General features: G+C 63.4%; 20 protein-coding genes. 14 read left to right on the forward strand and 6 right to left on the reverse strand.

Going from position 1 to position 20,772, the window contains the following annotated elements; genetic code table 11:
- The first annotated feature begins 184 nt into the window (after positions 1-184).
- The 9 genes from C7G61_RS15190 to C7G61_RS15230 all read left to right on the forward strand — a co-directional run bounded on the left by C7G61_RS15190 (position 185) and on the right by C7G61_RS15230 (position 8,079).
- The gene (locus tag C7G61_RS15190; RefSeq protein WP_108515430.1) at positions 185-916 is read left to right on the forward strand and encodes a cytochrome c biogenesis CcdA family protein; all 732 of its coding nucleotides are present in this window, start codon (positions 185-187) and stop codon (positions 914-916) included.
- 140 nt (positions 917-1,056) lie between these two features.
- The gene (locus C7G61_RS15195) at positions 1,057-1,521 is read left to right on the forward strand and encodes a DoxX family protein (RefSeq protein WP_108515432.1); all 465 of its coding nucleotides are present in this window, start codon (positions 1,057-1,059) and stop codon (positions 1,519-1,521) included.
- 90 nt (positions 1,522-1,611) lie between these two features.
- Positions 1,612-3,396 carry a thioredoxin domain-containing protein gene (locus C7G61_RS15200; protein WP_108515434.1) on the forward strand — a complete coding sequence of 595 codons (1,785 nt, stop codon included), beginning with the start codon at positions 1,612-1,614 and terminating at the stop codon, positions 3,394-3,396.
- Between the two features lie 380 nt (positions 3,397-3,776).
- Complete coding sequence (gene bufA2 / locus C7G61_RS15205; RefSeq protein WP_190241832.1) at positions 3,777-4,040, forward strand: BufA2 family periplasmic bufferin-type metallophore; 264 nt, start codon at positions 3,777-3,779, stop codon at positions 4,038-4,040.
- A gap of 193 nt (positions 4,041-4,233) precedes the next feature.
- On the forward strand, positions 4,234-4,491 hold the full coding sequence (gene bufA2 / locus C7G61_RS15210) for a BufA2 family periplasmic bufferin-type metallophore (protein WP_244608308.1): 258 nt from the start codon (positions 4,234-4,236) through the stop codon (positions 4,489-4,491).
- Between the two features lie 108 nt (positions 4,492-4,599).
- Entirely contained in the window at positions 4,600-5,505 is a 906-nt protein-coding gene (gene bufB / locus C7G61_RS15215) for an MNIO family bufferin maturase (RefSeq protein WP_108515436.1), read from the forward strand.
- A complete protein-coding gene (locus tag C7G61_RS15220) occupies positions 5,502-6,287 on the forward strand; it encodes an HvfC/BufC N-terminal domain-containing protein (RefSeq protein WP_108515438.1) in 786 nt (261 codons plus the stop codon). Before bufB ends, C7G61_RS15220 begins: the two co-directional genes overlap by 4 nt.
- A 17-nt stretch (positions 6,288-6,304) precedes the next feature.
- Positions 6,305-7,093 carry a creatininase family protein gene (locus C7G61_RS15225; RefSeq protein ID WP_108515441.1) on the forward strand — a complete coding sequence of 263 codons (789 nt, stop codon included), beginning with the start codon at positions 6,305-6,307 and terminating at the stop codon, positions 7,091-7,093.
- The gene (locus tag C7G61_RS15230; protein WP_244608309.1) at positions 7,090-8,079 is read left to right on the forward strand and encodes a hypothetical protein; all 990 of its coding nucleotides are present in this window, start codon (positions 7,090-7,092) and stop codon (positions 8,077-8,079) included. The genes C7G61_RS15225 and C7G61_RS15230 overlap by 4 nt, the downstream gene beginning before the upstream one ends.
- A gap of 59 nt (positions 8,080-8,138) precedes the next feature.
- On the opposite strand, the gene C7G61_RS15235 is transcribed toward C7G61_RS15230, so the two are convergent.
- Together C7G61_RS15235 and C7G61_RS15240 are read right to left on the reverse strand one after the other, a co-directional pair.
- Positions 8,139-8,837, reverse strand: coding sequence for an outer membrane protein (locus C7G61_RS15235; RefSeq protein WP_108515443.1), 699 nt, complete (start codon positions 8,835-8,837; stop codon positions 8,139-8,141).
- Positions 8,838-9,117: 280 nt separating this feature from the next.
- Positions 9,118-10,530: an FAD-binding oxidoreductase gene (locus tag C7G61_RS15240; RefSeq protein WP_420836762.1), complete on the reverse strand. Its 1,413-nt coding sequence runs from the start codon at positions 10,528-10,530 to the stop codon at positions 9,118-9,120.
- A gap of 89 nt (positions 10,531-10,619) precedes the next feature.
- On the opposite strand from C7G61_RS15240, the gene C7G61_RS15245 reads away from it, so the two are divergent.
- Complete coding sequence (locus C7G61_RS15245; RefSeq protein ID WP_108515447.1) at positions 10,620-11,144, forward strand: thioesterase family protein; 525 nt, start codon at positions 10,620-10,622, stop codon at positions 11,142-11,144.
- A gap of 13 nt (positions 11,145-11,157) precedes the next feature.
- Here the strand turns inward: C7G61_RS15245 and C7G61_RS15250 are convergent, their stop codons facing one another.
- Positions 11,158-11,331: a DUF1328 domain-containing protein gene (locus C7G61_RS15250; protein ID WP_108515450.1), complete on the reverse strand. Its 174-nt coding sequence runs from the start codon at positions 11,329-11,331 to the stop codon at positions 11,158-11,160.
- Positions 11,332-11,620: 289 nt separating this feature from the next.
- On the opposite strand from C7G61_RS15250, the gene C7G61_RS15255 reads away from it, so the two are divergent.
- From C7G61_RS15255 to C7G61_RS15270, 4 genes are all read left to right on the forward strand, one after another.
- On the forward strand, positions 11,621-14,311 hold the full coding sequence (locus tag C7G61_RS15255) for an ATP-dependent helicase (protein WP_190241833.1): 2,691 nt from the start codon (positions 11,621-11,623) through the stop codon (positions 14,309-14,311).
- Between the two features lie 306 nt (positions 14,312-14,617).
- Positions 14,618-15,541: an ABC transporter ATP-binding protein gene (locus C7G61_RS15260; protein ID WP_108515720.1), complete on the forward strand. Its 924-nt coding sequence runs from the start codon at positions 14,618-14,620 to the stop codon at positions 15,539-15,541.
- A complete protein-coding gene (locus C7G61_RS15265; protein WP_108515454.1) occupies positions 15,538-16,299 on the forward strand; it encodes an ABC transporter permease in 762 nt (253 codons plus the stop codon). The genes C7G61_RS15260 and C7G61_RS15265 overlap by 4 nt, the downstream gene beginning before the upstream one ends.
- A gap of 290 nt (positions 16,300-16,589) precedes the next feature.
- Complete coding sequence (locus C7G61_RS15270; protein WP_108515456.1) at positions 16,590-17,378, forward strand: L,D-transpeptidase; 789 nt, start codon at positions 16,590-16,592, stop codon at positions 17,376-17,378.
- A 45-nt stretch (positions 17,379-17,423) separates the two neighbouring features.
- Here C7G61_RS15270 and C7G61_RS15275 read toward each other — a convergent pair whose 3' ends face one another.
- From C7G61_RS15275 to C7G61_RS15285, 3 genes are all read right to left on the reverse strand, one after another.
- Positions 17,424-17,882, reverse strand: a complete 459-nt coding sequence (locus tag C7G61_RS15275) for a DUF6691 family protein (RefSeq protein ID WP_108515458.1) — start codon at positions 17,880-17,882, stop codon at positions 17,424-17,426.
- 3 nt (positions 17,883-17,885) lie between these two features.
- A complete protein-coding gene (locus C7G61_RS15280) occupies positions 17,886-18,311 on the reverse strand; it encodes a YeeE/YedE family protein (RefSeq protein WP_108515460.1) in 426 nt (141 codons plus the stop codon).
- A gap of 62 nt (positions 18,312-18,373) precedes the next feature.
- Positions 18,374-20,659: a spermidine synthase gene (locus tag C7G61_RS15285; RefSeq protein ID WP_108515463.1), complete on the reverse strand. Its 2,286-nt coding sequence runs from the start codon at positions 20,657-20,659 to the stop codon at positions 18,374-18,376.
- Positions 20,660-20,772: the final 113 nt, after the last annotated feature.

A 20,772-nucleotide genomic window follows, 5' to 3' on the forward strand; every position in this document is an offset into this window, starting at 1 on the left:
CGGGGGCGCTTATGGGCCTTACGGGACCATACCAGCGTCTGTTTCAGCCGCGAGGCCATTTCGGCAGCCCGGACACGCCTCTGTGACCGAACTTGAGCCGTAATGGCGACGAAACTTATCGATTGTCTGTTCCGTACAAGCCAGTACGGCGCTATGCCTTGTGGCAATTCTCGAAGGTCACGCAATGCACGATGTTTCCATCCCGGCGGCCCTGATTGCCGGTCTCGTCAGCTTCCTGTCCCCCTGCGTGCTGCCGCTGGTGCCGCCCTATCTGATCTATCTCACCGGCGCGACCATCGAGCATGTCGCCAATGAGGAGACCACGAAGACCTCCAGGCGGGCGGTGATGGCTTCGGCGCTGATGTTCGTGCTGGGCTTTTCCACCGTCTTCGTGGCGCTCGGCGCCAGCGCTTCCCTGATCGGCGGCCTGATCCGCGCCTGGTCGGCAGAACTCTCGATCCTGGCCGGCATCGTGATCATCATCATGGGCCTGCATTTCCTCGGCCTGACGCGGATCGGGCTGTTGATGCGCGAGGGCCGGATGACGATGCCGAAACCGGTCGGCCTGTGGGGCGCCTATGCCATGGGCCTCGCCTTCGCCTTCGGCTGGACGCCCTGCATCGGCCCCATTCTGGCGGCGATCCTGTCGATCGCAGCCGCTGAGGCCACCGTCACCAAGGGCGCCGGCCTGCTCGCGGTCTATTCCGCCGGGCTCGGAATTCCGTTCCTGCTGGCAGCCTTCATGGTCGAGCAGTTCTCCTCGCTGTTCGCGCGGATGAAGCGGCACCTCGGCAAGGTCGAGCATGCCATGGGCATCCTGATGGTGATCACCGGCATCGGCTTCCTGACCGGTTCCGTCACCAGCATCAGCATCTGGCTGCTGGAGACTTTCCCCGCACTGCAAAATTTCGGTTAGGCCACGTAACAAGCGGCCGGGCCATTACGAAATTCCTGTCAGGACCAGATCGCCGCAATCGCGGCCCGTGGCTTTTTGCGCGCACTGGAGTGAAAGAAGCCGCAGGTTGCGGCATCGCCAATAATTAAAGGGGGGTTCGCATGTATTTCATCGTCAATCTGCTCATCCTGCTGCCCGCGCAAATCGCATCGTATTTTTCCTGGGCCGGGCCCCTGATCATGCGGCTCATCGTCGGCTACACCTTCATGCTGTCCGGCTGGGGCAAGCTCACCCATCTTGAGCAGGTGACGGAGAATTTTGTCGGCTGGGGCATTCCATTCCCGAACATCCTCACCCCCTTCGTAGCCGGCGTCGAATTGTTCGGCGGCGCCATGCTGATCCTCGGCCTGTTCACGCGAATTCCGGCCGCGATGCTGGCGGTGGTCATGGTCGTTGCCATCAAGGCGGCGAAATGGGGCGACGTCGATTCGCTGGAGACGCTGCTCGGCTTCGAGGAGGCAGTCTACTTCGCCGGCTTCATGTGGCTCGCCATCGCCGGTCCCGGCGCTGCGTCCCTCGACCGGCTGCTGGTGAATACGGCCGGCCACAGCGAGAAATCGACCTGATCTCACAATGCTGTGACAACGCCCGAAAAGCTGAGCCCGGATTTCGCCTGCAGCGTAGCTGGCGAAACGCCAGCGTTTCCGGGAGCCGCCATGAAACTCGTCCGCCTTGCCGCCTTCGCCCTCGCCGCCTTTGCCGTGTCTCCGTCGTTCGCTTCGGATGGGCCGAAATGGAGTGAATGGAGCGACGACCTGTTCACCCGCGCGCAGGCCGAACAGCGCTTCGTCATCCTCGATCTCGAGGCGGTGTGGTGCCACTGGTGCCACGTCATGGAGAAGACGACCTACGCCAATCCCGAGGTCAGGGAATTGCTCGCCGCAAAATATCTGCCGGTGCGCGTCGATCAGGATGCCAACCCGGATCTGTCGAGCCGCTATGGCGACTGGGGCTGGCCGGCGACCATCGTGTTCGGCCCCGACGGCACCGAGATAGCCAAGATCAGGGGCTATATCGAGCCGGAGCGGATGCAGGCGCTTCTCAAGGCGATCATCGACGATCCCTCACCCGGACCGTCGGTCGGCGAAGCCTTTGAGGTGAAGCCGTCGACCTCGGCCTTCCTCGACAAGGCGCAGCGCGCCGCGTTGACGAAGAATGTCGACGAATCCTACGAGGAAAACCTCGGCGGCTGGGGCGAGGACCAGAAATTTATCGACGGCGACAGCATGGATCTTGCGATCACCCGTGCCGAGGCCGGCGACGCCGTGGCAATCAAGCGCGTCCGGCAGACCCTGGATGCCGCTACTGCGCTGATCGATCCGGTGTGGGGCGGCGTGTACCAGTATTCCGAAGGCGGCTCCTGGACCCGCGCGCATTTCGAAAAGATCATGTCGTTCCAGGCGCAATATCTCCGGCAGTACAGCCAGGCCTATGCGCTGTGGAAGGATCCGAAATATCTGGCCGCCGCACGCAACATCGAACGCTATCTCGCGGCGTTTCTGACGAGCCCCGACGGTGCGTTCTATGTCAGCCAGGATGCCGATCTCGATCACGATACCGATGGGCACAAATATTACGCGCTGCCGGACGGCGAGCGCCGCAAACTGGGCATGCCGCGCATCGACAAGAATTTATACGCGCGCGAAAATGGCTGGGCCATTTCAGCACTTGCCGCGTACTACAACGTTACCAATGATCCCAAGGTGCTGGCGGTCGCGGAACGCGCTGCGAAATGGGTGATCGACAACCGCGCGCTGCCGGATGGCGGTTTCCGTCATGGCGAGAAGGATCGCGGCGGACCATTTCTGGGCGATACGCTTGCGATGGGCCAAGCCTTCCTCGATCTCTATGCCGCCACGGGAAACCGCGACTGGCTCACCGCCGCCGCCAAGGCCGGCGATTTCGTCGCGACCTTCCGCGATGAGGCCGGCGGCTTCGTGACCTCGAAGACCGCGGAAGGCAAGACCGGCGTGCTCGCAAAACCCGCCAAGCTGATCGACGACCAGGTGCAGGTCGCAAGGTTCACGAACCTGCTCAACCGCTACTTCGGCAGCGAGACCTATCGCGAGCAGGCTGCGCACGCGATGCGCTATCTCGCCAGCGCCTCGGCCGGAATGATGCGCCCCGTACCCGGCGTCCTGCTCGCCGACGAAGAACTCGCGGTCGAGCCCACCCACATGACAATCGTCGGACACAAGGACGACGCCCGCGCGAAAACCCTGCACGCGCTGGCCCGTGCGCTGCCGGCCCGCTACAAGCGGCTGGAGTGGCTCGATCTGCGCGAGGGCAAGCTGCCCAACCCCGACGTCGAATATCCCGACCTCGGCGAACCCGCGGCGTTCGCCTGCAGCAACCGCATCTGTTCGTTTCCATCCTTCAATGCCGAGGAGTTGCGGGCCACGGTTGCGCAGATGGCCAGACTAAAACCTGTGCGTGGATAGCTTGATTGAATCTCGTTGTGCAATGCAACCGACCGCCGCATCCCGGCTAATCCGTTGAAGCGCTGCGCTTTCCGCACGGCGCACGGCTGCGAAGGTCTCTGTCATACGCAACGAAATACTTTGGAACCGCCGGGGTTGGACATGGGCGGGATGTCCAAATGAAAAAAAGAAAATTTTCTTTTGAAACTCTGTAACCAAATCGCCCGATGCCCCGTAGCTGGCTCTGGATGAGCACCAAGGTCACGGAGACCCGCCGTTTACGGCAGGCCTCCGCGACCCGATTGCCATCCGTCACATCGCTTGCGTTGTGGGGTCCGTGATCGAGAGATCCACGGGTGCGCACGGCGTATTGTCTTCAAACAATCATCGAGGAGATCGTCATGAAGTTGAATTCCAAGTCCGGTGCGACGCTTGCCGCTGCCGCCGCCACCCTGTTCCTCGCCGGCTCGGTGGTGTCGACAGTGTCGACATCAGCGAACGCCGCCGCGGGCAAGTGCATGGCCGGTAACGCCTGCAAGGGCCAGAGCGCTTGCAAGGGCGGGGCCAATGCCTGCAAGGGCCAGAACGCCTGCAAGGGCACCGGCTTCTCGATGGCCTCCGAAAAGGAGTGCGCCGCCAAGGGTGCCAAGTTCGTCAAGGGTTGATCGGCGGACCAGTGCGAGGGAGGGCCCGGCACTGCCGGGCCCTCGTTGTTTCGACCCGGCGGCTGAAATAAATTCGGCCCCGCGCGTAACCAAAGCCAGACCCGCCGCGTAGCTATCTCAGGGTGCCGTTTGTCGGCTGGAACTGTCGCGGCTTGCGGGCGATGCACCCTCTCACTTCCTTTGGAGGATACCCATGAAGATGACATCCAAGTCCGGCACCGCCATTGCCGCCGCCGCAGCCACCCTGTTCCTGGCGGGCGCCACCATGTCGAGCCCGACCTACGCGGCCGGCGAAGGCAAGTGCGTCGGCGCCAATGCCTGCAAGGGTCAGAGCGCATGCAAGGGCGGGGCAAATGCCTGCAAGGGCCAGAACGCCTGCAAGGGTCAGGGCTTCTCGGCCATGACCAAGGAAAAGTGCGACGCCGCCAAGGGCAAGTTCATGCCGTCCTAGTGACGGCCCGATCGAGGCCCGGTGTAGGCCGGGCCTCGCATCCATGCTAGGTTGACGGCACAGTTTGGGACACGCATTGTATGGCGGTGCCGTTCGAGCGGAGACGAGATGAACGTCGCGAGCAGATTGCCAGACACTTCGGCGGCTGCGCTTGCAGACCGTCCGGCGACATCGGCCAAGCCGCCCTTCCTCGGCTTCGGGCTCGGCCTGCGCCACCAGCATTACGACGAAATCCTGGGCGGCAATCCGCCGATCGACTGGTTCGAGGTCATCAGCGAAAATTACATGCTGCCCGGCGGCCAACCGCTGCGCACGCTCGATCGCATTTGCGAACGCTATCCCGTGGTGATGCACGGCGTGTCGATGTCGATCGCCTCCACCGCGCCGCCGAATTTCGAATATCTGCAAGCCTTGAAGGATCTCGCCAAGCGCATCGAGCCGAAATGGGTATCGGACCATCTGTGCTGGACCGGCGTCCACGGCAAGAACCTGCATGATCTCTTGCCGATTCCTTACACGAAGGAAGCGCTCGATCACGTCGTCAGCCGCGTCCAGCTGGTGCAGGACTTCCTCGGCCGCGCCATCGTGCTGGAGAATGTCTCGACCTACGTTCAGTTCAACAATTCCGAAATGACGGAATGGGAATTCCTGTCCGAGTTGTCGCGACGCGCCGGATGCTGGCTGTTGTTCGACGTCAACAACGTCTATGTCAGCGCCTTCAACCACGGCTACGATCCCATGACCTTCCTCAATGGAATTCCGGCGGATCGCGTGGTGCAGTTTCACATGGCCGGCCACAGCCACATGGGCACCCATATCATCGACACCCACGACCACCCGGTGTGCGAGGATGTCTGGGAGCTCTATGCCGCGGCCCTGAAACGCTTTGGCCGGGTCTCGACCATGATCGAGCGCGACGACAACATTCCGCCGCTCGACGAACTGCTCATCGAGATTGCCAGGACCCGCGAGATGGCCGAAAAAATTCTGCCGGCAGGCAAGCAGACGGGATGAGCGACTTCGCGCGACAGCAGGCCGAGTTTCAGCGCGGCATCCTTGATGGCGACAAAAAGGTGCTGGCTGAAATCCTCGACAGCCCGCGGGAGAAGCGCGAGGTGCTGTTCGGCGTCTATCGCTATGCCTATGGCTCGCGGCTGGTCGAGGCCATGCGCAACGACCATGAGCTGCTGCATCTTTATCTCGGCGACGAGATGTTCGATGAGATGGGCCACGCTTACGTCAAGGCGCGCCCGTCCGGGCATCCGAACCTGCGCTGGTTCTCGCAAGGCCTGCCGGCGTTCCTCAAATCGACCGCCCCCTACTCCGACCATCCCGAGCTGTCCGATCTCGCCGCACTCGAAAAGGCGCTCAACGACGCCTTCGACGCCGCGGAAGGCAAGGTCGTCGCGTTGACCGACATGGCAGGCTTTGCGCCCGAAGCATGGTCGGGCCTCCGATTCCAGCCGCATCCCACTGCATTCCGGCTCGACGTCGCGACCAATGCGGCTGCGATCTGGCTTGCGCTCAAGAACGACGAAGCACCGCCGGACGCGACCGGGCTGGAGCAGCCCGCGCATCTCCTGATCTGGCGCCAGGACGTCACGCCGATGTTCCGCGAACTTTCGGCGGAGGAAGCGATGATGTGGGACGAGGCCGCGAACGGCATTCCGTTCGGCGTGCTCTGCGAAATGCTGGCTACCTATGACGATCCCGACAGCGCGGCGGGCCGCGGCGCGGGCTATCTGCACGGCTGGATCACGGCAGGACTTTTGACGGATGTTTCCGTCGGTTCATAAAGAGGGGCGCCCGGCGAATGGGAAAAGACACCGATCGCCATTTCATCGAGCGCATGCATTGGGACGAAGTCGCGCAGCGCATCAATGATGGCGCGGTGGCCATATTGCCGATCGGCGCCGCGGCCAAGCAGCACGGCTTCCACTTGCCCCTCAATACCGACCGCATTCAGGCCGAATGGCTCGCCGGCCAGATGGCGGAAAAAATCGACGCGCTGATCTGGCCGACGCTGACCTATGGCCATTACCCCGCCTTCGTCGAATATGCCGGCAGCAGCAGCCTTTCGATTTCGACCTTCGAGGCGCTCGTGCGCGAGGTGGCGGGGCAGATTCTCGGCAGCGCATGCCCAAAGCTGCTCGTGCTCAATACCGGGATCAGCACGCTGGCGCCGGTCGACCGCGCCCTGGCGCGCCTCGCCAGCGAGCGGGTCAAGCATTTGTGGATCCACGAAGGTCCGCGCTATCCCCGCGTGGCCAGGCAATTGGCCGAGCAGAGCCACGGCAGCCATGCCGACGAACTGGAAACGTCGCTGATGCTGGCACTGGCGCCGCACGTGGTCGACATGACGCGCGCCGAAGCCAGCCCTGAGCTGAAACAGGGGACGCCGGGCGCATTGACACCGTCGGACCCGAATTCACCGAACTACAGCCGCTCCGGCAGCTATGGCGATCCGACGCGGGCGACATCGACCAAGGGCGAAGCCTTGCTCGCCGCCATGCTTGACGATCTCCACGAACAGGCCGCGGCCTTCATCGCGCAAGGCACCGAGCAGCACCGCCCGGCCGTAGTGCAAAGCCTGCTGCGATGAAATCCGCCGGTGCCTTTCGCTGGACCGTTGCCGCCGCTGTTCTCGCCGCAATGCTGGCAAGCGCCCTATCGTTCCGCGCCGACGCGCAATCGGAATACATGCGCGGCGACCGCATGCCCTACGATGCGTTCGACCGGCTGCCCAGGACCGATCTTGAAGTGCCTGGCGGCACCATCCATGTCGCGTTCGCGCCGGGCGACATCGCACTCCCCAGGGAAAAACTGCTCGGCTGGATCAGGATGTCGGCCCGGGCCGTCACGACCTATTACGGGCGGTTTCCCGTCGCCTCGCTGCGACTGCTATTGGTGCCCGTCGACGGCGGGCGCATCCGCGGCGGCACGACGTGGGGCTATCGCGGCGCCGCCATTCGCATTCCGCTCGGCCGCGATTCCACCGAGGATGTCTTGCAGCGCGACTGGGTGATGGTGCACGAGATGGTGCATACCGCCCTGCCCGACATGCCCGATCGCTACGCATGGCTGTCGGAAGGACTGGCCGTCTATGTCGAGCCGGTCGCGCGGGTGCAGGCCGGAGATCTTAACGAGCGGGAAATCTGGCAGGCGATGATGCGCGACATGCCGAAAGGTTTGCCGCAGGCCGGCGACCAGGGCCTCGACAACACGCCCACCTGGGGGCGCAGATACTGGGGCGGCGCGATGTTCTGCCTGCTGGCCGATATCGAAATCCGCAAAGCGACGAATAATCGCCGCGGGCTGCAGGACGCGATGCGCGGCGTGCTCGCCGCCGGCGGCAGTCATGAGCAGGACTGGTCGATCGAGCGCATTCTTGCAACCGCCGACAAGGCCGTCGGCGTCGACGTGCTGACCCGGCTCCACGACGAGATGGGGCCGAAGCCGGTGACGCCAGATCTTGCTGCGCTCTGGCGCGACCTCGGATTGAAGCGGGTTGGCGAGGATCTCGAATTCGACGACACCGCGCCGCTCGCGGCGATCCGCAAGGCGATCACCGCGCCGCGGTCCTCCTGAGGCGCGTGGAGAAGCATGATCCGGCAGCCAATCGCCGCCGGACCAATTCGAACGAACCATCAGAACCGGTAGCTGGCGCCGACGCGCACGAGATGCATCTCGTTGCGGAATTCAGTGCGGGTGCGGTCCCGGCTGGACAGTGTGACGCTGCCATAATTAGCGTAGAGATATTCTCCGCGCCCGACGAAATGCTTGGTGAAAGCATACTCGAAGCCGCCGCCCGCGATCAGCCCGGCCTTGACCTGTTCGTCCCAGATAACCTGCTCTATGGTGTCACACCCCTTCTGAACGGTGTAGCGGTAGCCGTTGCCGATGCTGGCCACGCCGACACCGACCGCACCAAACGCCAGCAGGCGGTCGAACGCGTAGCCTGCGCGCAGGCGGGCGGAGCCGAATGCGCCGAAGCTCGACAGCAACGCGCTGTCGCCAAAGACGTGCTCGTCCCGCGACGACGTGGACTTGCCCCAATCGAGTTCGCCGCCGATCACAAAGCGGTTGGCGAATTGATAGTTGTAGCCGCCATAGACGCCGACGGCGAAGCCGCCGGCCTGCCCCTCCGCATGACGACAAGCACCATTCCGGCAGTAATCGGCCGCCCACGCGGCATACGCGCCGCCGCCGTAAACGCCCGCATAGAACCCGGTCCAGTTGTATTGAGGCGAAGGCAGGTCCGGAATACGGATTTCGGCAGCCTTCGCCGCCGGACCTGCCAGTAAAAAGCCACAAGCGGCAACAATCCCCCAGGAAAGAAAACGCATCAACGCACCTCATCACGCACGCACACGCAACACATGTTGCGGAACCAAGCTGAAGAGGGAACTTCGGGCGCGACGATGTTTAAGTCGGGCGGCGCTGTGGTGAAACGAGGCTATGTTTGGAACCAAACTGCGACGGCCGCCACAATGTACAACCCTTGAGCGAACAACGTCGTTGCAGGCCCTCGCCCACCACCAGCGGTTTCAACACGAAGGTGGCTGTCGCTGGGCAGGGCTGTAGCGTTTTTGAGCGAAGCATGCCCCGGACTTGATCCGGGGTGCCCTAGTTCGCCGGCACGATCTTGCCGGGATTGAAAATGTTCTGCGGATCGAGCGCCTGCTTCAGCGCGCGCATGGCGTCGATCGCCTCGGGGCCGAGCTCGGCCTCGAGGTATTTCTGCTTGCCCTGCCCGATGCCGTGTTCGCCGGTGCAGGTGCCGCCCATCGCCTGCGCGCGCTCGACCAGGCGATGCATGAAGTCCTCGCCGCGAGCCATTTCCTCCGAATTGTCGATGTCACAGACCAGCGAGCAGTGGAAATTGCCGTCGCCGACATGGCCGACGATCGGCGACAGCAGATTGAGCCGCTTCAGATCGTCCTCGGTCTCGGTGACGCAATCGGCAAGCCTCGAGATCGGCACGCAGACATCGGTCGCCACCACGCCCGCGCCGGGTCGCAGCGCCTTCACCGACCAATAGGCGTCATGCCGCGCCTGCCACAGCTTGGTGCGGTCCTCCGGCTTGGTGGTCCAGGTGAAATCGCCGCCGCCGCATTCCTTGGCGATCTCGCCGAAATTCCTCGACTGCTCGGCCACCTCGACCTCGCTGCCATGGAATTCCAGCAGCAGCAGCGGCGTCTCCGGCAAGGTCAGCTTCGAATAGGCATTGCAGGCGCGGACCTGCTCGGCGTTGAGCAGCTCGATCCGCGCGAGCGGAATCCCGGTCTGGATCGCCAGGATGGTGGCCTGGCAGGCGCCGCGCACGGTTTCGAACGAACAGGCGGCGGCTGCGATCGTCTCGGGGATGCCGCGCAGCTTGATGGTGAGTTCGGAGATGATACCGAGCGTACCCTCGGCGCCGACGAACAGATGCGTCAGGTCGTAACCGGCCGCTGATTTTTTCGCCCGCGTGCCGGTCGTGATGATCTCGCCATCGCCGCGCACCACTTTGAGCGCCAGCACGTTGTCGCGGATGGTGCCGTAACGCACCGCATTGGTCCCTGAGGCCCGCGTCGAAGCCATGCCGCCGAGCGAGGCGTCGGCGCCGGGATCGATCGGGAAGAACAATCCCTGGTCGCGCAGATGCTCGTTCAGCGCCTTGCGGGTGACGCCCGGCTGGATCACGCAATCCAGATCCTCGGCATGAACTTCGAGAATCCGGTTCATGTCGCGCAAATCGATGCAGACGCCGCCGGCCGGCGCGTTGACCTGGCCCTCCAGCGACGTACCAGTGCCGAACGCGATTACGGGAACGCCGTGCTTGGCACAGATCCGCACCACGTCCTGGATATCAGACGTTTCCTGCGCCATCACCACCGCGTCGGGCGGCTGCGTCGGAAGCCACGTGGTGGTATGGGCGTGCTGCTCGCGCACCGCCTGCGAGGTAATCAGCCGGTTGCCGAATCGCGCCGCCAGCGCCTCGACCGCGCCCGCCAGCGCCTGCGGCTCCGGCCGCTTCAAATTACCTGATACCGTCATCGCCACGCCAAATTCCTCCGGATTTGAGCGGACCGTGGCAAAGGATATAAGGGGGGTCAAGAGACCCGCAAAAACAAAGGGATGGATGGATGACGACCGCTGCCGCTACCAAGGACAATTTGAAGGATATGCCGCTACCGCCGGTCCCGTTCCTGTCCTCGGTGATGCAGATCGAACGGCAATGGATCGACTACAACGGCCATCTCAACATGGCCTATTACAACGTGATGATGGACCGCGCGATTGACGAGATGTGGCTGCAGCTCGGGATCGGGCCGGCCTACATGAAGGAGCGCCACAGCTCGACCTTCACCGCCGAATGCCATGTACGCTACATACGCGAGATTCACCTCGGCGATCCCGTTCAGATTTCGGTTTATCTGTTAGGTCATGATGAGAAGCGGCTGCATACGTTCGAGGAACTGCGCCACGCGAACGAAGGCTGGCTCTCCGCCACGTCGGAGAACATGACGCTCCACATGGACATGAAGGCGCGAAAGGTCGCCCCCTTCCCGCCCGATATCCGCGCCCGCATCCAGGCGGTGGTGGGTTCGCATGCAGCCGTGCCGCGGCCCGAAGGCATCGGCCGCAAGGTCGCGATGCCTTCAGGATAGCCCATTCCGGTCGCTAGACGTCGCTGCGTCCGCGCACCAATCCGACCACCGCCGAGATCAGGAACAGGATCACGGCAATAAAGAAGATCGCCTTGGCGATTTCGACGGAAGCGCCGGCGATGCCGCCGTAGCCCAGAACACCCGCGATCAATGCGATGACCAGAAACGTAACGACCCAGCTCAACATCACATGACCTCGATTAGCTGTTGCTCTCGCGATGGCGGCGGCTGACGCGTCGCGCATCGCCTGCTGGACCAATCCGGGTCGGGAATGATGGTTCCGGGCCGCAAAATCGCGAAATTTGACGATTCCAGCGGAACAAAATCGCAGGCTTGCCTCAAAATCCGGCCTGCAAAAGCACCAGGATTAAACCTGTCAAAACGGCCGGACAGGCCCTATATGGCCCTTAATCCCTGCTATGAAGGCTCCCCTTTACCGCCTCACGGTGCCATCGTGGGGCCAACGCGATTCGAGCATGACCGAGCCGAGCAAGCTGCCCCATCACGGCGTCCCCGAGCACCAGCCTGCGGCTGGCGGCATCGCCGCGCGTGCGCGGGCCGCGGCCGGTCCGCAATATCTGAACGGCCTCAATCCCGAACAGCGCGACGCGGTCGTGACGCTGGACGGGCCGGTTCTGGTGCTGGCCGGCGCCGGCACCGGCAAGACCCGCGTGCTCACCACGCGGATTGCCCACATCCTCAGTCAGGGCCGGGCGCGGCCGCATGAAATCCTGTCGGTGACCTTCACCAACAAGGCCGCGCGCGAGATGAAGCTGCGGCTCGGCCAGATGCTCGGCCAGGCCGTGGAAGGCATGCCGTGGCTCGGCACCTTCCATTCGATCGGCGGCCGCATCCTGCGCATCCACGCCGAACTGGTGCAGCTCAAATCCAATTTCACCGTGCTCGATGTCGACGATCAGGTGCGGCTCTTGAAGCAATTGCTGCAGGCCGAGAACATCGACGACAAGCGCTGGCCGGCGCGCATGCTGGCCGGACTGATCGATGGCTGGAAGAACCGCGGCCTGACGCCTTCGCAGGTGCCGGCGGGCGAGGCCGCGATGTTCGGCAACGGCAAGGGCGGCAAGCTCTACGCCAGCTATCAGGAGCGGCTGAAGATTCTCAACGCCGCCGATTTCGGCGATCTCCTGCTGGAGAACATCCGGCTGTTCCGCGAAAACCCCGATGTGCTGCGGCAGTACCAGAACCGGTTCAAGTTTATTCTGGTCGACGAATACCAGGACACCAACGTCGCGCAATATCTCTGGCTGCGGCTGTTGTCGCAGGCGCCGTCTCGGCCGGGGGCGCCGCTCTCGGCGATCATTCCGGGAGCGACGGAGCCCTCCGTCATTCCGGGGCGCATCGATTCTCCTGTCATTCCGGGGCACGCCGAAGGCGTGAACCCGGAATCTCGAGCGGGCGAAGACTCACTTCGAGATTCCGGGTCTGCGCTTTCAGCGCATCCCGGAATGACGGCGAGCGCGGCCGCGTCGCCCGCCGCTCCTCTCAAAAACATCTGCTGCGTCGGCGACGACGATCAGTCGATCTATGGCTGGCGCGGCGCGGAGGTCGACAACATCCTGCGCTTCGAGCACGACTTTCCCGGCGCAAAAGTCATCCGCCTCGAACGCAATTACCGTTCCACCGGTCATATCCTCGCCGCCGCCTCACATCTCATCGCGCACAATGAGGGCCGGCTCGGCAAGACGCTGCGCACCGAGGATGTCGACGGCGAGAAAGTCACCGTCACCGGCTCCTGGGATTCGGAAGAGGAAGCCCGCGCCATCGGCGAGGAGATCGAGGAGCTGCAGCGCGCGGGCGAAAACCTCAACGAGGTCGCGATCCTGGTGCGGGCTTCGTTCCAGATGCGCGAGTTCGAAGATCGTTTCGTGACCCTCGGCCTGCCCTATCGCGTGATCGGCGGGCCGCGGTTTTATGAGCGCGCCGAAATCCGCGACGCGCTGGCCTATCTGCGCACGATCAACTCGCCGGCCGACGATCTCGCCTTTGAGCGCATCATCAACGTGCCGAAGCGCGGGCTTGGCGACGCCACCGTGCAGATGCTGCACGACCACGCCCGCAAGCGCCGCATTCCGCTGTTCGAGGCGGCGCGCGCCGTGGTCGAGACCGACGAGCTGAAGCCGAAGGCGCGCGGGAGCCTGCGCGAGCTGGTCGCACAATTCGACCGCTGGCGCGCCCAGCGCGAGGTCACCTCGCATACCGAATTGGCCGAAATCGTGCTCGACGAGAGCGGCTACACCGAGATGTGGCAAAAGGACCGCTCCGCCGACGCCGCGGGCCGGCTGGATAACTTGAAGGAACTGGTGCGCTCGATGGAAGAGTTCGAGAACCTGCAAGGGTTCCTCGAACACATCTCGCTGGTGATGGACCGCGACGGCGGCGCCGAGGATGAAGCAGCATCGCTGATGACACTGCATTCGGCCAAGGGGCTGGAATTCGACAACGTCTTCCTGCCCGGCTGGGAAGAAGGCCTGTTTCCGAGCCAGCGCACGCTCGACGAGCAGGGCCGCGCCGGCCTCGAGGAAGAACGGCGCCTCGCTCATGTCGGCCTGACCCGCGCGCGCCGCCGCGCCAAACTCTATTTCGCCACCAACCGGCGCATCCACGGCACGTGGTCGACCACGATCCCGTCGCGCTTCCTCGATGAGTTGCCGGCGGCCAATGTCGAGATCACGGAATCCAAGGGCGGCTCCGGCTGGGGCGGCAGCAGCGGCTACGGCCCGTCGCGCTTCGACAATGTCGAATCCTTCGGCTCCAGCTACAGCACCCCGGGCTGGCAGCGCGCCCAGGCCAACCGCAACCGCAACCAGGGCGGTCGCGGACAGGCCCGCGGCGGTTTCGAGGAAAGCCAGTCGCCGTTTTCTGGTTCGCGCAGCGATACCTCAGGCTCGCGCAGCGATGCCGGCTCGCGCAGCGATACCTTCTCAGGCGGCGGCTTTTCGCGCAACAAGCGCGGCCCGATGGTGATCGAAGGCGAGCTGGTCGCAAAATCCACCGGCACCGTTTCGGAATTTTCGCTCGACGACCGCGTGTTCCACCAGAAATTCGGCTACGGCAACGTGGTGAAGATCGACGGCAACAAGCTGACGATTGCGTTCGAAAAGGCCGGCGAGAAGAAGGTGGTCGATAGTTTCGTGGAGCGGGTGTAAATCACCTCATGAACCACAAGCGCAAACGCCCGAAGTTCGCCCGGGCCGGCTGCCTGTTGTGCAAGCCGCACAAGGCAAATGGCTGTTGCCCACGTCATAAGAACATGCGGTTTGGAGACCGTCGACGTTTCGAGGTTGGCCGAGAACAAATGCATTGCGAAGGCTTCGTTTCCGCAAAGTAGATTCTACCATTGCGGAATGAGACGTTCGTTCCTATCTCCCGGTTCCCACCCCTTCCCCGCGTCGATCCGGCCGAGGCGCCGCTGTGTCGTTCGCCCATTTCCGTTTCAGACTGCCATGCTCGCGATGCCCCCCATCATATCCGTCTCAAATCTTTCAAAGACCTACGGCTCCGGTTTCAAGGCGCTGAACGGCATCAATCTGGACATAAAGCGCGGCGAGATCTTCGCGCTGCTCGGGCCGAACGGCGCCGGCAAGACCACGCTGATCAGCATCGTCTGCGGCATCGCCAATCTGAGCGAAGGCCGCGTCACCGTCGGCGGCTATGACATCAACCGGGATTATCGCGCAGCGCGGTCGCTGATCGGGCTGGTGCCGCAGGAACTGCATACCGATTCCTTTGAAACCGTATGGGCGACCGTCAGCTTCAGCCGCGGCCTGTTCGGCAAGCCCAAGAATCCGGCCCATATCGAAAAGGTGCTGAAGGACCTGTCGCTGTGGGACAAGAAGGATTCCAAGATCATCACGCTGTCCGGCGGCATGAAGCGCCGCGTGATGATCGCAAAAGCGCTGTCGCACGAGCCGCAGATTCTTTTCCTGGACGAGCCGACCGCGGGCGTCGACGTCGAACTGCGCAAGGGCATGTGGGATGTGGTGCGCGCGCTCCAAGCCTCCGGCGTCACCATCATCCTGACCACGCATTACATCCAGGAAGCTGAGGAGATGGCCGACCGCATCGGCGTCATCAACAAGGGCGAGATCATCCTGGTCGAGGACAAGGCCGGGCTGATGCAGAAGCTCGGCAAGAAGGAATTGAAAGTGCATTTGCAAGGCAAGATCGATGCGATCCCCGCCTCGCTCGCCGCCTACAATCTCGAACTGTGCGACGACGGCCACGCCGTGATCTATGACTACGACACCAAGGGCGACCGCACCGGCATCACCAGCTTGCTCGGCGACCTCCGCAGCGCGGGTATCCGCATCTCGGACCTCGACACAAGGCAGTCGTCGCTGGAAGACATCTTCGTCAGCCTGGTGAGGGCGCCATGAATTATCGTGCGATCCGCGCCATCTATTTGTTCGAAATGGCCCGCACCTGGCGCACGTTGCTGCAGAGCATTGTCTCGCCGGTGGTCTCCACCTCGCTCTATTTCGTGGTGTTCGGCGCAGCGATCGGCTCCCGCATCACCGAGGTCGAGGGCGTCAGCTATGGCACTTTCATCGTGCCGGGGCTGGTGATGCTGTCGGTCCTGACGCAGAGCATCGCCAACGCTTCTTTCGGAATCTATTTTCCTAAATTCGTCGGCACCATCTATGAAATATTGTCGGCGCCGGTTTCCTATTACGAGATCGTGATCGGCTATGTCGGGGCGGCGGCGACCAAATCGATCATCCTCGGCCTGATCATCCTAGCCACCGCGGCGCTGTTCGTGCCGCTGCACATCATGCATCCCTGGTGGATGCTGACCTTCCTGGTGCTGACGGCGGTGACGTTCAGCCTGTTCGGCTTCATCATCGGCATCTGGGCCGACGGTTTTGAAAAGCTGCAGATGATCCCGATGCTGGTGGTGACGCCGCTGACCTTTCTCGGCGGCAGCTTCTACTCGGTGAACATGCTGCCCTCGGGCTGGCGCACCATCACGCTGCTCAATCCCGTGGTCTATCTGATCTCGGGCTTCCGCTGGAGTTTTTACGAGATCGCCGACGTCAGCGTAGCCCTGAGCCTTGGCATGACGCTCGGCTTCCTCGCCATCTGCACGGCCCTGGTGTGGTGGATTTTCAAAACGGGATACCGGCTGAAGAACTGACCCCAGCCTCGTAGCCCGGATGGAGCGAAGCGCAATCCGGGATTCTCGCGATCGGGCGAAGTCCCCGGATTTCGCTTCGCTCCATCCGGGCTACGGCTCCTCCATCCGCCACTCGCGAAAAAGTCAGCGCCACAGCCCGCCTGCGCCGTCCTGCTGCCTTGTTTGCGCCGCCGCGGGCGTTAACGATTGCGGCGCAGGCCACTGGAACCAGTACCGGTTTCCGGGCATAGTCGATGCCGTGGGACGGAGAGCCGGCGTTTAGTACAGGGGCCTGGGAGGCCAAAGGTAAAATGCGTTCCTTCCTCATTGCTGTCGCCGCGCTGACGCTGTTTGCCTCGGGCGCAGCCCAAGCCAAAGTCTCCATCACCGTCGATAAGGATAACCAGCAGATGACCGTCGCCGTCGACGGCGTCGAGCGTTACACGTGGCCGGTATCATCAGGCCTTCCGTCCTACGAGACGCCGAGCGGCAGCTTCCGCGCCTTCCGGATGGAAGAGGACCACTACTCCAAGGAATTCGACGAGGCGCCGATGCCGCACTCGATCTTCTTCACGAAGATCGGCCATGCCATCCACGGCACGGACTCCGTCAACCGCCTCGGCAGCCCGGCGTCGCATGGCTGTGTGCGGCTGTCGCGCGAGAATGCCGCAAAACTCTTCGCGCTGGTCAAGGAGCAAGGCGTGCTCAACACCACGGTAACGCTGAGCGGCTCGTCGCAGGTCGCGCTGGCGCGCAATCCGCGACCGCGCGGCAACACCGCCGTCGCCCGCCGCGCCCCGCTGCCGCAATATGAACAGCAATACGACTCCGCCGGCGATCCCGTCGTGATCACGCCGCCGCAGCAGCGCGTGGCACCGCAGGCGCAGGCGCGAGCCGACGATGGCTATATCTATCCCGCCGACGGCTCTTCCAACGAAGCCCGCTACCCCGCGCCCGGCCGCCGCGCTTACGACACCCAAGCCTATCAGCAGCAGCAGCAATATTACGGCAACCGCGGCTACGCGCCGGCGCCGCAGGGCTACTACTATCAGCCGCGGCAGTCGTATCAGCCGCGCGGACTGTTCACCTATCAGGAATAGCTGGGCGAATTTTTCGCGGCCGCGGCGTTATCCGCGGCCGCGATTCTAACCGTCCGTCGCGCTCGCCAGCATGCGGTCGCGGTGCGCCGTCAACCGCGCCTGTTGCCAGGCGTCGTGCGCAATCATCCCGGCGGCCATTGCGACGACAAAGACGATGATCCCGGGCGACAGGATCGCAAGGCTTTCCAGCGCCGGTCCCGGGCACAAGCCGACAAGGCCCCACCCGATTCCGAACAGTGCGGTACCCGCCACCAGCGGCAAGTCGATCCCCGATTTTCCCGGCAGGAAGTATTGCCCGGTAAACCACGGCCGCGAATGGCGATTGGCCAGCATAAAGCCCGGCACCGATACCGCGAGCGCCGCAGCCATCACCACCGCGAGGCTCGGATCCCACGCGCCGAAGATATCCAGAAAGCCAAAAACCTTGGTCGGCTGCACCATGCCTGAAATCAGCAGGCCCGCGCCGAAGATCAGGCCGCACAGCAGGGGAGCGATGATCCACATGGCTCAACCTCCCAACACATGGTGGGTGACCGCGACCGTAATGACCGCCGTCACCATGAAGACGACGGTGGCCGCGATGGAGCGCGGCGACAGCCGGGCTATTCCGCAAATGCCGTGGCCGGAGGTGCAGCCGCCGCCAAGCCGGGTGCCGAATCCGACCAGCAGTCCTGCTGCGATAATGACGGCCCAACTCGATGGCAATTTCGGCTGCGCCATGCCGTAACCAATCAGGCCGGCGAGGATGGGCGCGAGAATGAGCCCGGCGACGAAGGCGATGCGCCAGCCCTTGTCCTCCCCGCGCAAATTCAACAGGCCACTGAAGATGCCGCTGATTCCTGCGATCCGGCCGGTCGACAACATCAGCAGGACAGCGGAAAGCCCGATCAGCACACCGCCGATCGCGGCCGATACGGGAGTGAAATTAGCCATGACGGATTTCCATTGGTTGGGCCCGCTCAATCATAGGCGTGCCTTGCCTGACCGCAACCCGTCTATTCCTCACCATTCCTGAGCCGTCGCCATACCGCGCCCAGCACGTTGGAATAATCGTCGGTCCAGACCCGCTGGTGATCCTCCGCCTCGGTCAGCGTCCATTTATCCGACGACGCCAGCTTGCCGACGTCGGCCTCTTCGCGCGCCGAGACCACGACCGAGGTCGAGAAGATGTATTCATTGTCGCGGCCGGAATCCTCGCTGTAGACCCAGCTCTTCAAGTCGTTGGCGTCGGCGATGCCGACGACGACGCTCGACAGTTCCAGATGCCGGTTGGAGACATGCATCACCACAGCCCCCTGCGGCGCCAGCTTGGACTTGTAGATTTCCATCGCCTCTTCGGTCGCCAGATGAATCGGGATCGCATCCGAGGAATAGGCGTCGACGATGATCAGATCGTAGACGCCATCGGGCTCGCGCGCGAAAGTCAGCCGCGCATCGCCGATCACGGGTTCGAGATTCGGCTCACAGACCTGGATGTAGGTGAAATACTTCGGGTCGCGCGCGGTATCGACCATTGACTGGTCGATCTCAAAGAACTTCCAGTCCTCGCCGGGCTCCGAAGCACACACAAGCGTGCCGGAGCCGAGCCCGATCACCGCGACCCGCAGCGGCGCGCCCTTGCGCTCGCGGATCGCGGTAATCGCCTGACCGATGCCGCCGTCCTTGTGGTAGTAGGTGATCGGCTCCGGCTGGCCGGTGACCGGCGTGCCGTCGTCGTTCTTGAATTTCTCGGCGCCATGAATCGTCGTGCCGTGCATCAGCACGTGATACTGGCCGTTCGGCGTCACCACGATCTTGTGGACGCCGAAGAAGCTGCGCACGGTCTCCACCCGTCCTTCGTCGGAGGGATAAGCGCGCAGCAGCACCAGCGCCACAGCGACGGTCGCAAATATCTTCCAGCGGTTGGCGTTGAGCGCAAGCGCCAGCAGCGCCGAGAGCACGCCGACCGCGCCGATCACCCAGACCCTGTTGGTGTCGAGCCAAGTGAACAGTTTGCCGGTCGACCAGGTCGGTGCGATCAGCGCCACCGCCAACGCGGCGAGGAACGGCCAGTACCAGTGGCTCCAGCGCGGTAACCGCTCATTACCGGTCGGACGGCACAGCGCCGCCAGCGCCAGCAGGATCGGATATTCCGCAACCCATGAGAACGTGAACGGCGCGATCAGGCCGGCGAACAATCCGCCGACCATGCCGCCGAACGACAGCGCGACATAGAAACCGGTGAGATATCTCGCCGCCGGGCGGGTGCGCGCCAGTTCGCCGTGGCAGGCCATCGCGATGACGAAGAAGCAGAGCTGATGGCCACCAAGCGTCAGCAGCAGGTTCTGTTCGCCGCCAAACGCAAGCAGCACCACGACGCCCGCAATTGCCAGCGGTTGCGCCAGCAGCATCCATTTATGAGGAAGCAATGGCCGCGACTGGAACACCAGCACCCATGTCAGGAGATAGAGCGACAGCGGCAGCACCCACAGTAAGGGCGCGGCGGCGACGTCGGTGGAAATATGCGCGGTCACCGCGATCAGCAGCCCCGACGGTACGGCGGCGAGGAATATCCAGCGCGCGCGCAAGATCCATGGCGGCGCCGTCGCGGCGCTATCGCCGGCCGGCATGTTCAGTTCGGCCGCCTTCGCCGGCGAGCGCAGCAGCAACATGCCGCAGCTTGCGATCAGCACGATCAGCAGGCCATAGCCGCCGGTCCAGATCAGGTTTTGCGTGCGCAGCGTGAACATCGGCTCCAGCAGCACCGGATAGGACAATAGCGCCAGAAAGCTGCCGATATTCGAGGAAGCGTAGAGGAAGTACGGGTCGGGGCCGTTGGGGTGGCCGGTGCGGACGAACCAGGCCTGCAGCAGCGGATTGTTGGCCGCGAGCGCAAAGAACGGCAACCCGATCGACACCGCAAACAGGCCGAGCAGCCAAGGCGCATAGCCTGACGTCGGCGGATCGCCCCATCCGCTCGAAATCGACAGCGGCAGCGTCAGCATCGCACAAGCGAGCAGCAGCAGATGGACCGCCACGGGAATCGTTCGGTTGCGGGCCTGCATCAGAAAATGCGCATAGGCATAGCCGCCGAGCAGCAGCGACTGGAAGAACACCATCGCCACCGACCACACCGCCGGCGAGCCGCCGAGCCGCGGCAGCACCATCTTGGTGAATAATGGCTGCACCGAAAACAGCAGCAGCGCGCTGACGAAGATCGCGGCGGTGTAGACGACCAGGACCAGCCGGTTCCGGCTTTCGGAAGGCTGGTCCGCTGAAACGGACAGATCGGGAGAAGTCATCAAAACTCCGGCTGGAAACCGGCGGGCGCCGGTGGCGGGATGCCCGGCAGGGCCGCCGGAGGGCCGCAATGGAGCATAGGGCGACACGGCGAGCAATGCGGGATAAGAAAGCA

The sequence above is a fragment of the Bradyrhizobium algeriense genome, assembly GCF_003062295.1.
Lineage (GTDB): Bacteria > Pseudomonadota > Alphaproteobacteria > Rhizobiales > Xanthobacteraceae > Bradyrhizobium > Bradyrhizobium algeriense.

What these genes read in the sequence shown, in the direction of transcription:
- C7G61_RS15260 (WP_108515720.1), top strand. Translation starts at nt 14,618, where the DNA reads ATGCCCCCCATCATATCCGTCTCAAATCTTTCAAAGACCTACGGCTCC.
- C7G61_RS15220 (WP_108515438.1), top strand. Translation starts at nt 5,502, where the DNA reads ATGAGCGACTTCGCGCGACAGCAGGCCGAGTTTCAGCGCGGCATCCTT.
- C7G61_RS15270 (WP_108515456.1), top strand. Translation starts at nt 16,590, where the DNA reads ATGCGTTCCTTCCTCATTGCTGTCGCCGCGCTGACGCTGTTTGCCTCG.
- C7G61_RS15190 (WP_108515430.1), top strand. Translation starts at nt 185, where the DNA reads ATGCACGATGTTTCCATCCCGGCGGCCCTGATTGCCGGTCTCGTCAGC.
- C7G61_RS15225 (WP_108515441.1), top strand. Translation starts at nt 6,305, where the DNA reads ATGGGAAAAGACACCGATCGCCATTTCATCGAGCGCATGCATTGGGAC.
- C7G61_RS15235 (WP_108515443.1), bottom strand. Translation starts at nt 8,837, where the DNA reads ATGCGTTTTCTTTCCTGGGGGATTGTTGCCGCTTGTGGCTTTTTACTG.
- C7G61_RS15230 (WP_244608309.1), top strand. Translation starts at nt 7,090, where the DNA reads ATGAAATCCGCCGGTGCCTTTCGCTGGACCGTTGCCGCCGCTGTTCTC.
- C7G61_RS15265 (WP_108515454.1), top strand. Translation starts at nt 15,538, where the DNA reads ATGAATTATCGTGCGATCCGCGCCATCTATTTGTTCGAAATGGCCCGC.
- C7G61_RS15255 (WP_190241833.1), top strand. Translation starts at nt 11,621, where the DNA reads ATGACCGAGCCGAGCAAGCTGCCCCATCACGGCGTCCCCGAGCACCAG.
- C7G61_RS15240 (WP_420836762.1), bottom strand. Translation starts at nt 10,530, where the DNA reads ATGACGGTATCAGGTAATTTGAAGCGGCCGGAGCCGCAGGCGCTGGCG.
- C7G61_RS15285 (WP_108515463.1), bottom strand. Translation starts at nt 20,659, where the DNA reads ATGACTTCTCCCGATCTGTCCGTTTCAGCGGACCAGCCTTCCGAAAGC.
- C7G61_RS15280 (WP_108515460.1), bottom strand. Translation starts at nt 18,311, where the DNA reads ATGGCTAATTTCACTCCCGTATCGGCCGCGATCGGCGGTGTGCTGATC.
- bufA2 (WP_244608308.1), top strand. Translation starts at nt 4,234, where the DNA reads ATGAAGATGACATCCAAGTCCGGCACCGCCATTGCCGCCGCCGCAGCC.
- C7G61_RS15275 (WP_108515458.1), bottom strand. Translation starts at nt 17,882, where the DNA reads ATGTGGATCATCGCTCCCCTGCTGTGCGGCCTGATCTTCGGCGCGGGC.
- C7G61_RS15250 (WP_108515450.1), bottom strand. Translation starts at nt 11,331, where the DNA reads ATGTTGAGCTGGGTCGTTACGTTTCTGGTCATCGCATTGATCGCGGGT.
- C7G61_RS15195 (WP_108515432.1), top strand. Translation starts at nt 1,057, where the DNA reads ATGTATTTCATCGTCAATCTGCTCATCCTGCTGCCCGCGCAAATCGCA.
- C7G61_RS15200 (WP_108515434.1), top strand. Translation starts at nt 1,612, where the DNA reads ATGAAACTCGTCCGCCTTGCCGCCTTCGCCCTCGCCGCCTTTGCCGTG.
- C7G61_RS15245 (WP_108515447.1), top strand. Translation starts at nt 10,620, where the DNA reads ATGACGACCGCTGCCGCTACCAAGGACAATTTGAAGGATATGCCGCTA.
- bufA2 (WP_190241832.1), top strand. Translation starts at nt 3,777, where the DNA reads ATGAAGTTGAATTCCAAGTCCGGTGCGACGCTTGCCGCTGCCGCCGCC.
- bufB (WP_108515436.1), top strand. Translation starts at nt 4,600, where the DNA reads ATGAACGTCGCGAGCAGATTGCCAGACACTTCGGCGGCTGCGCTTGCA.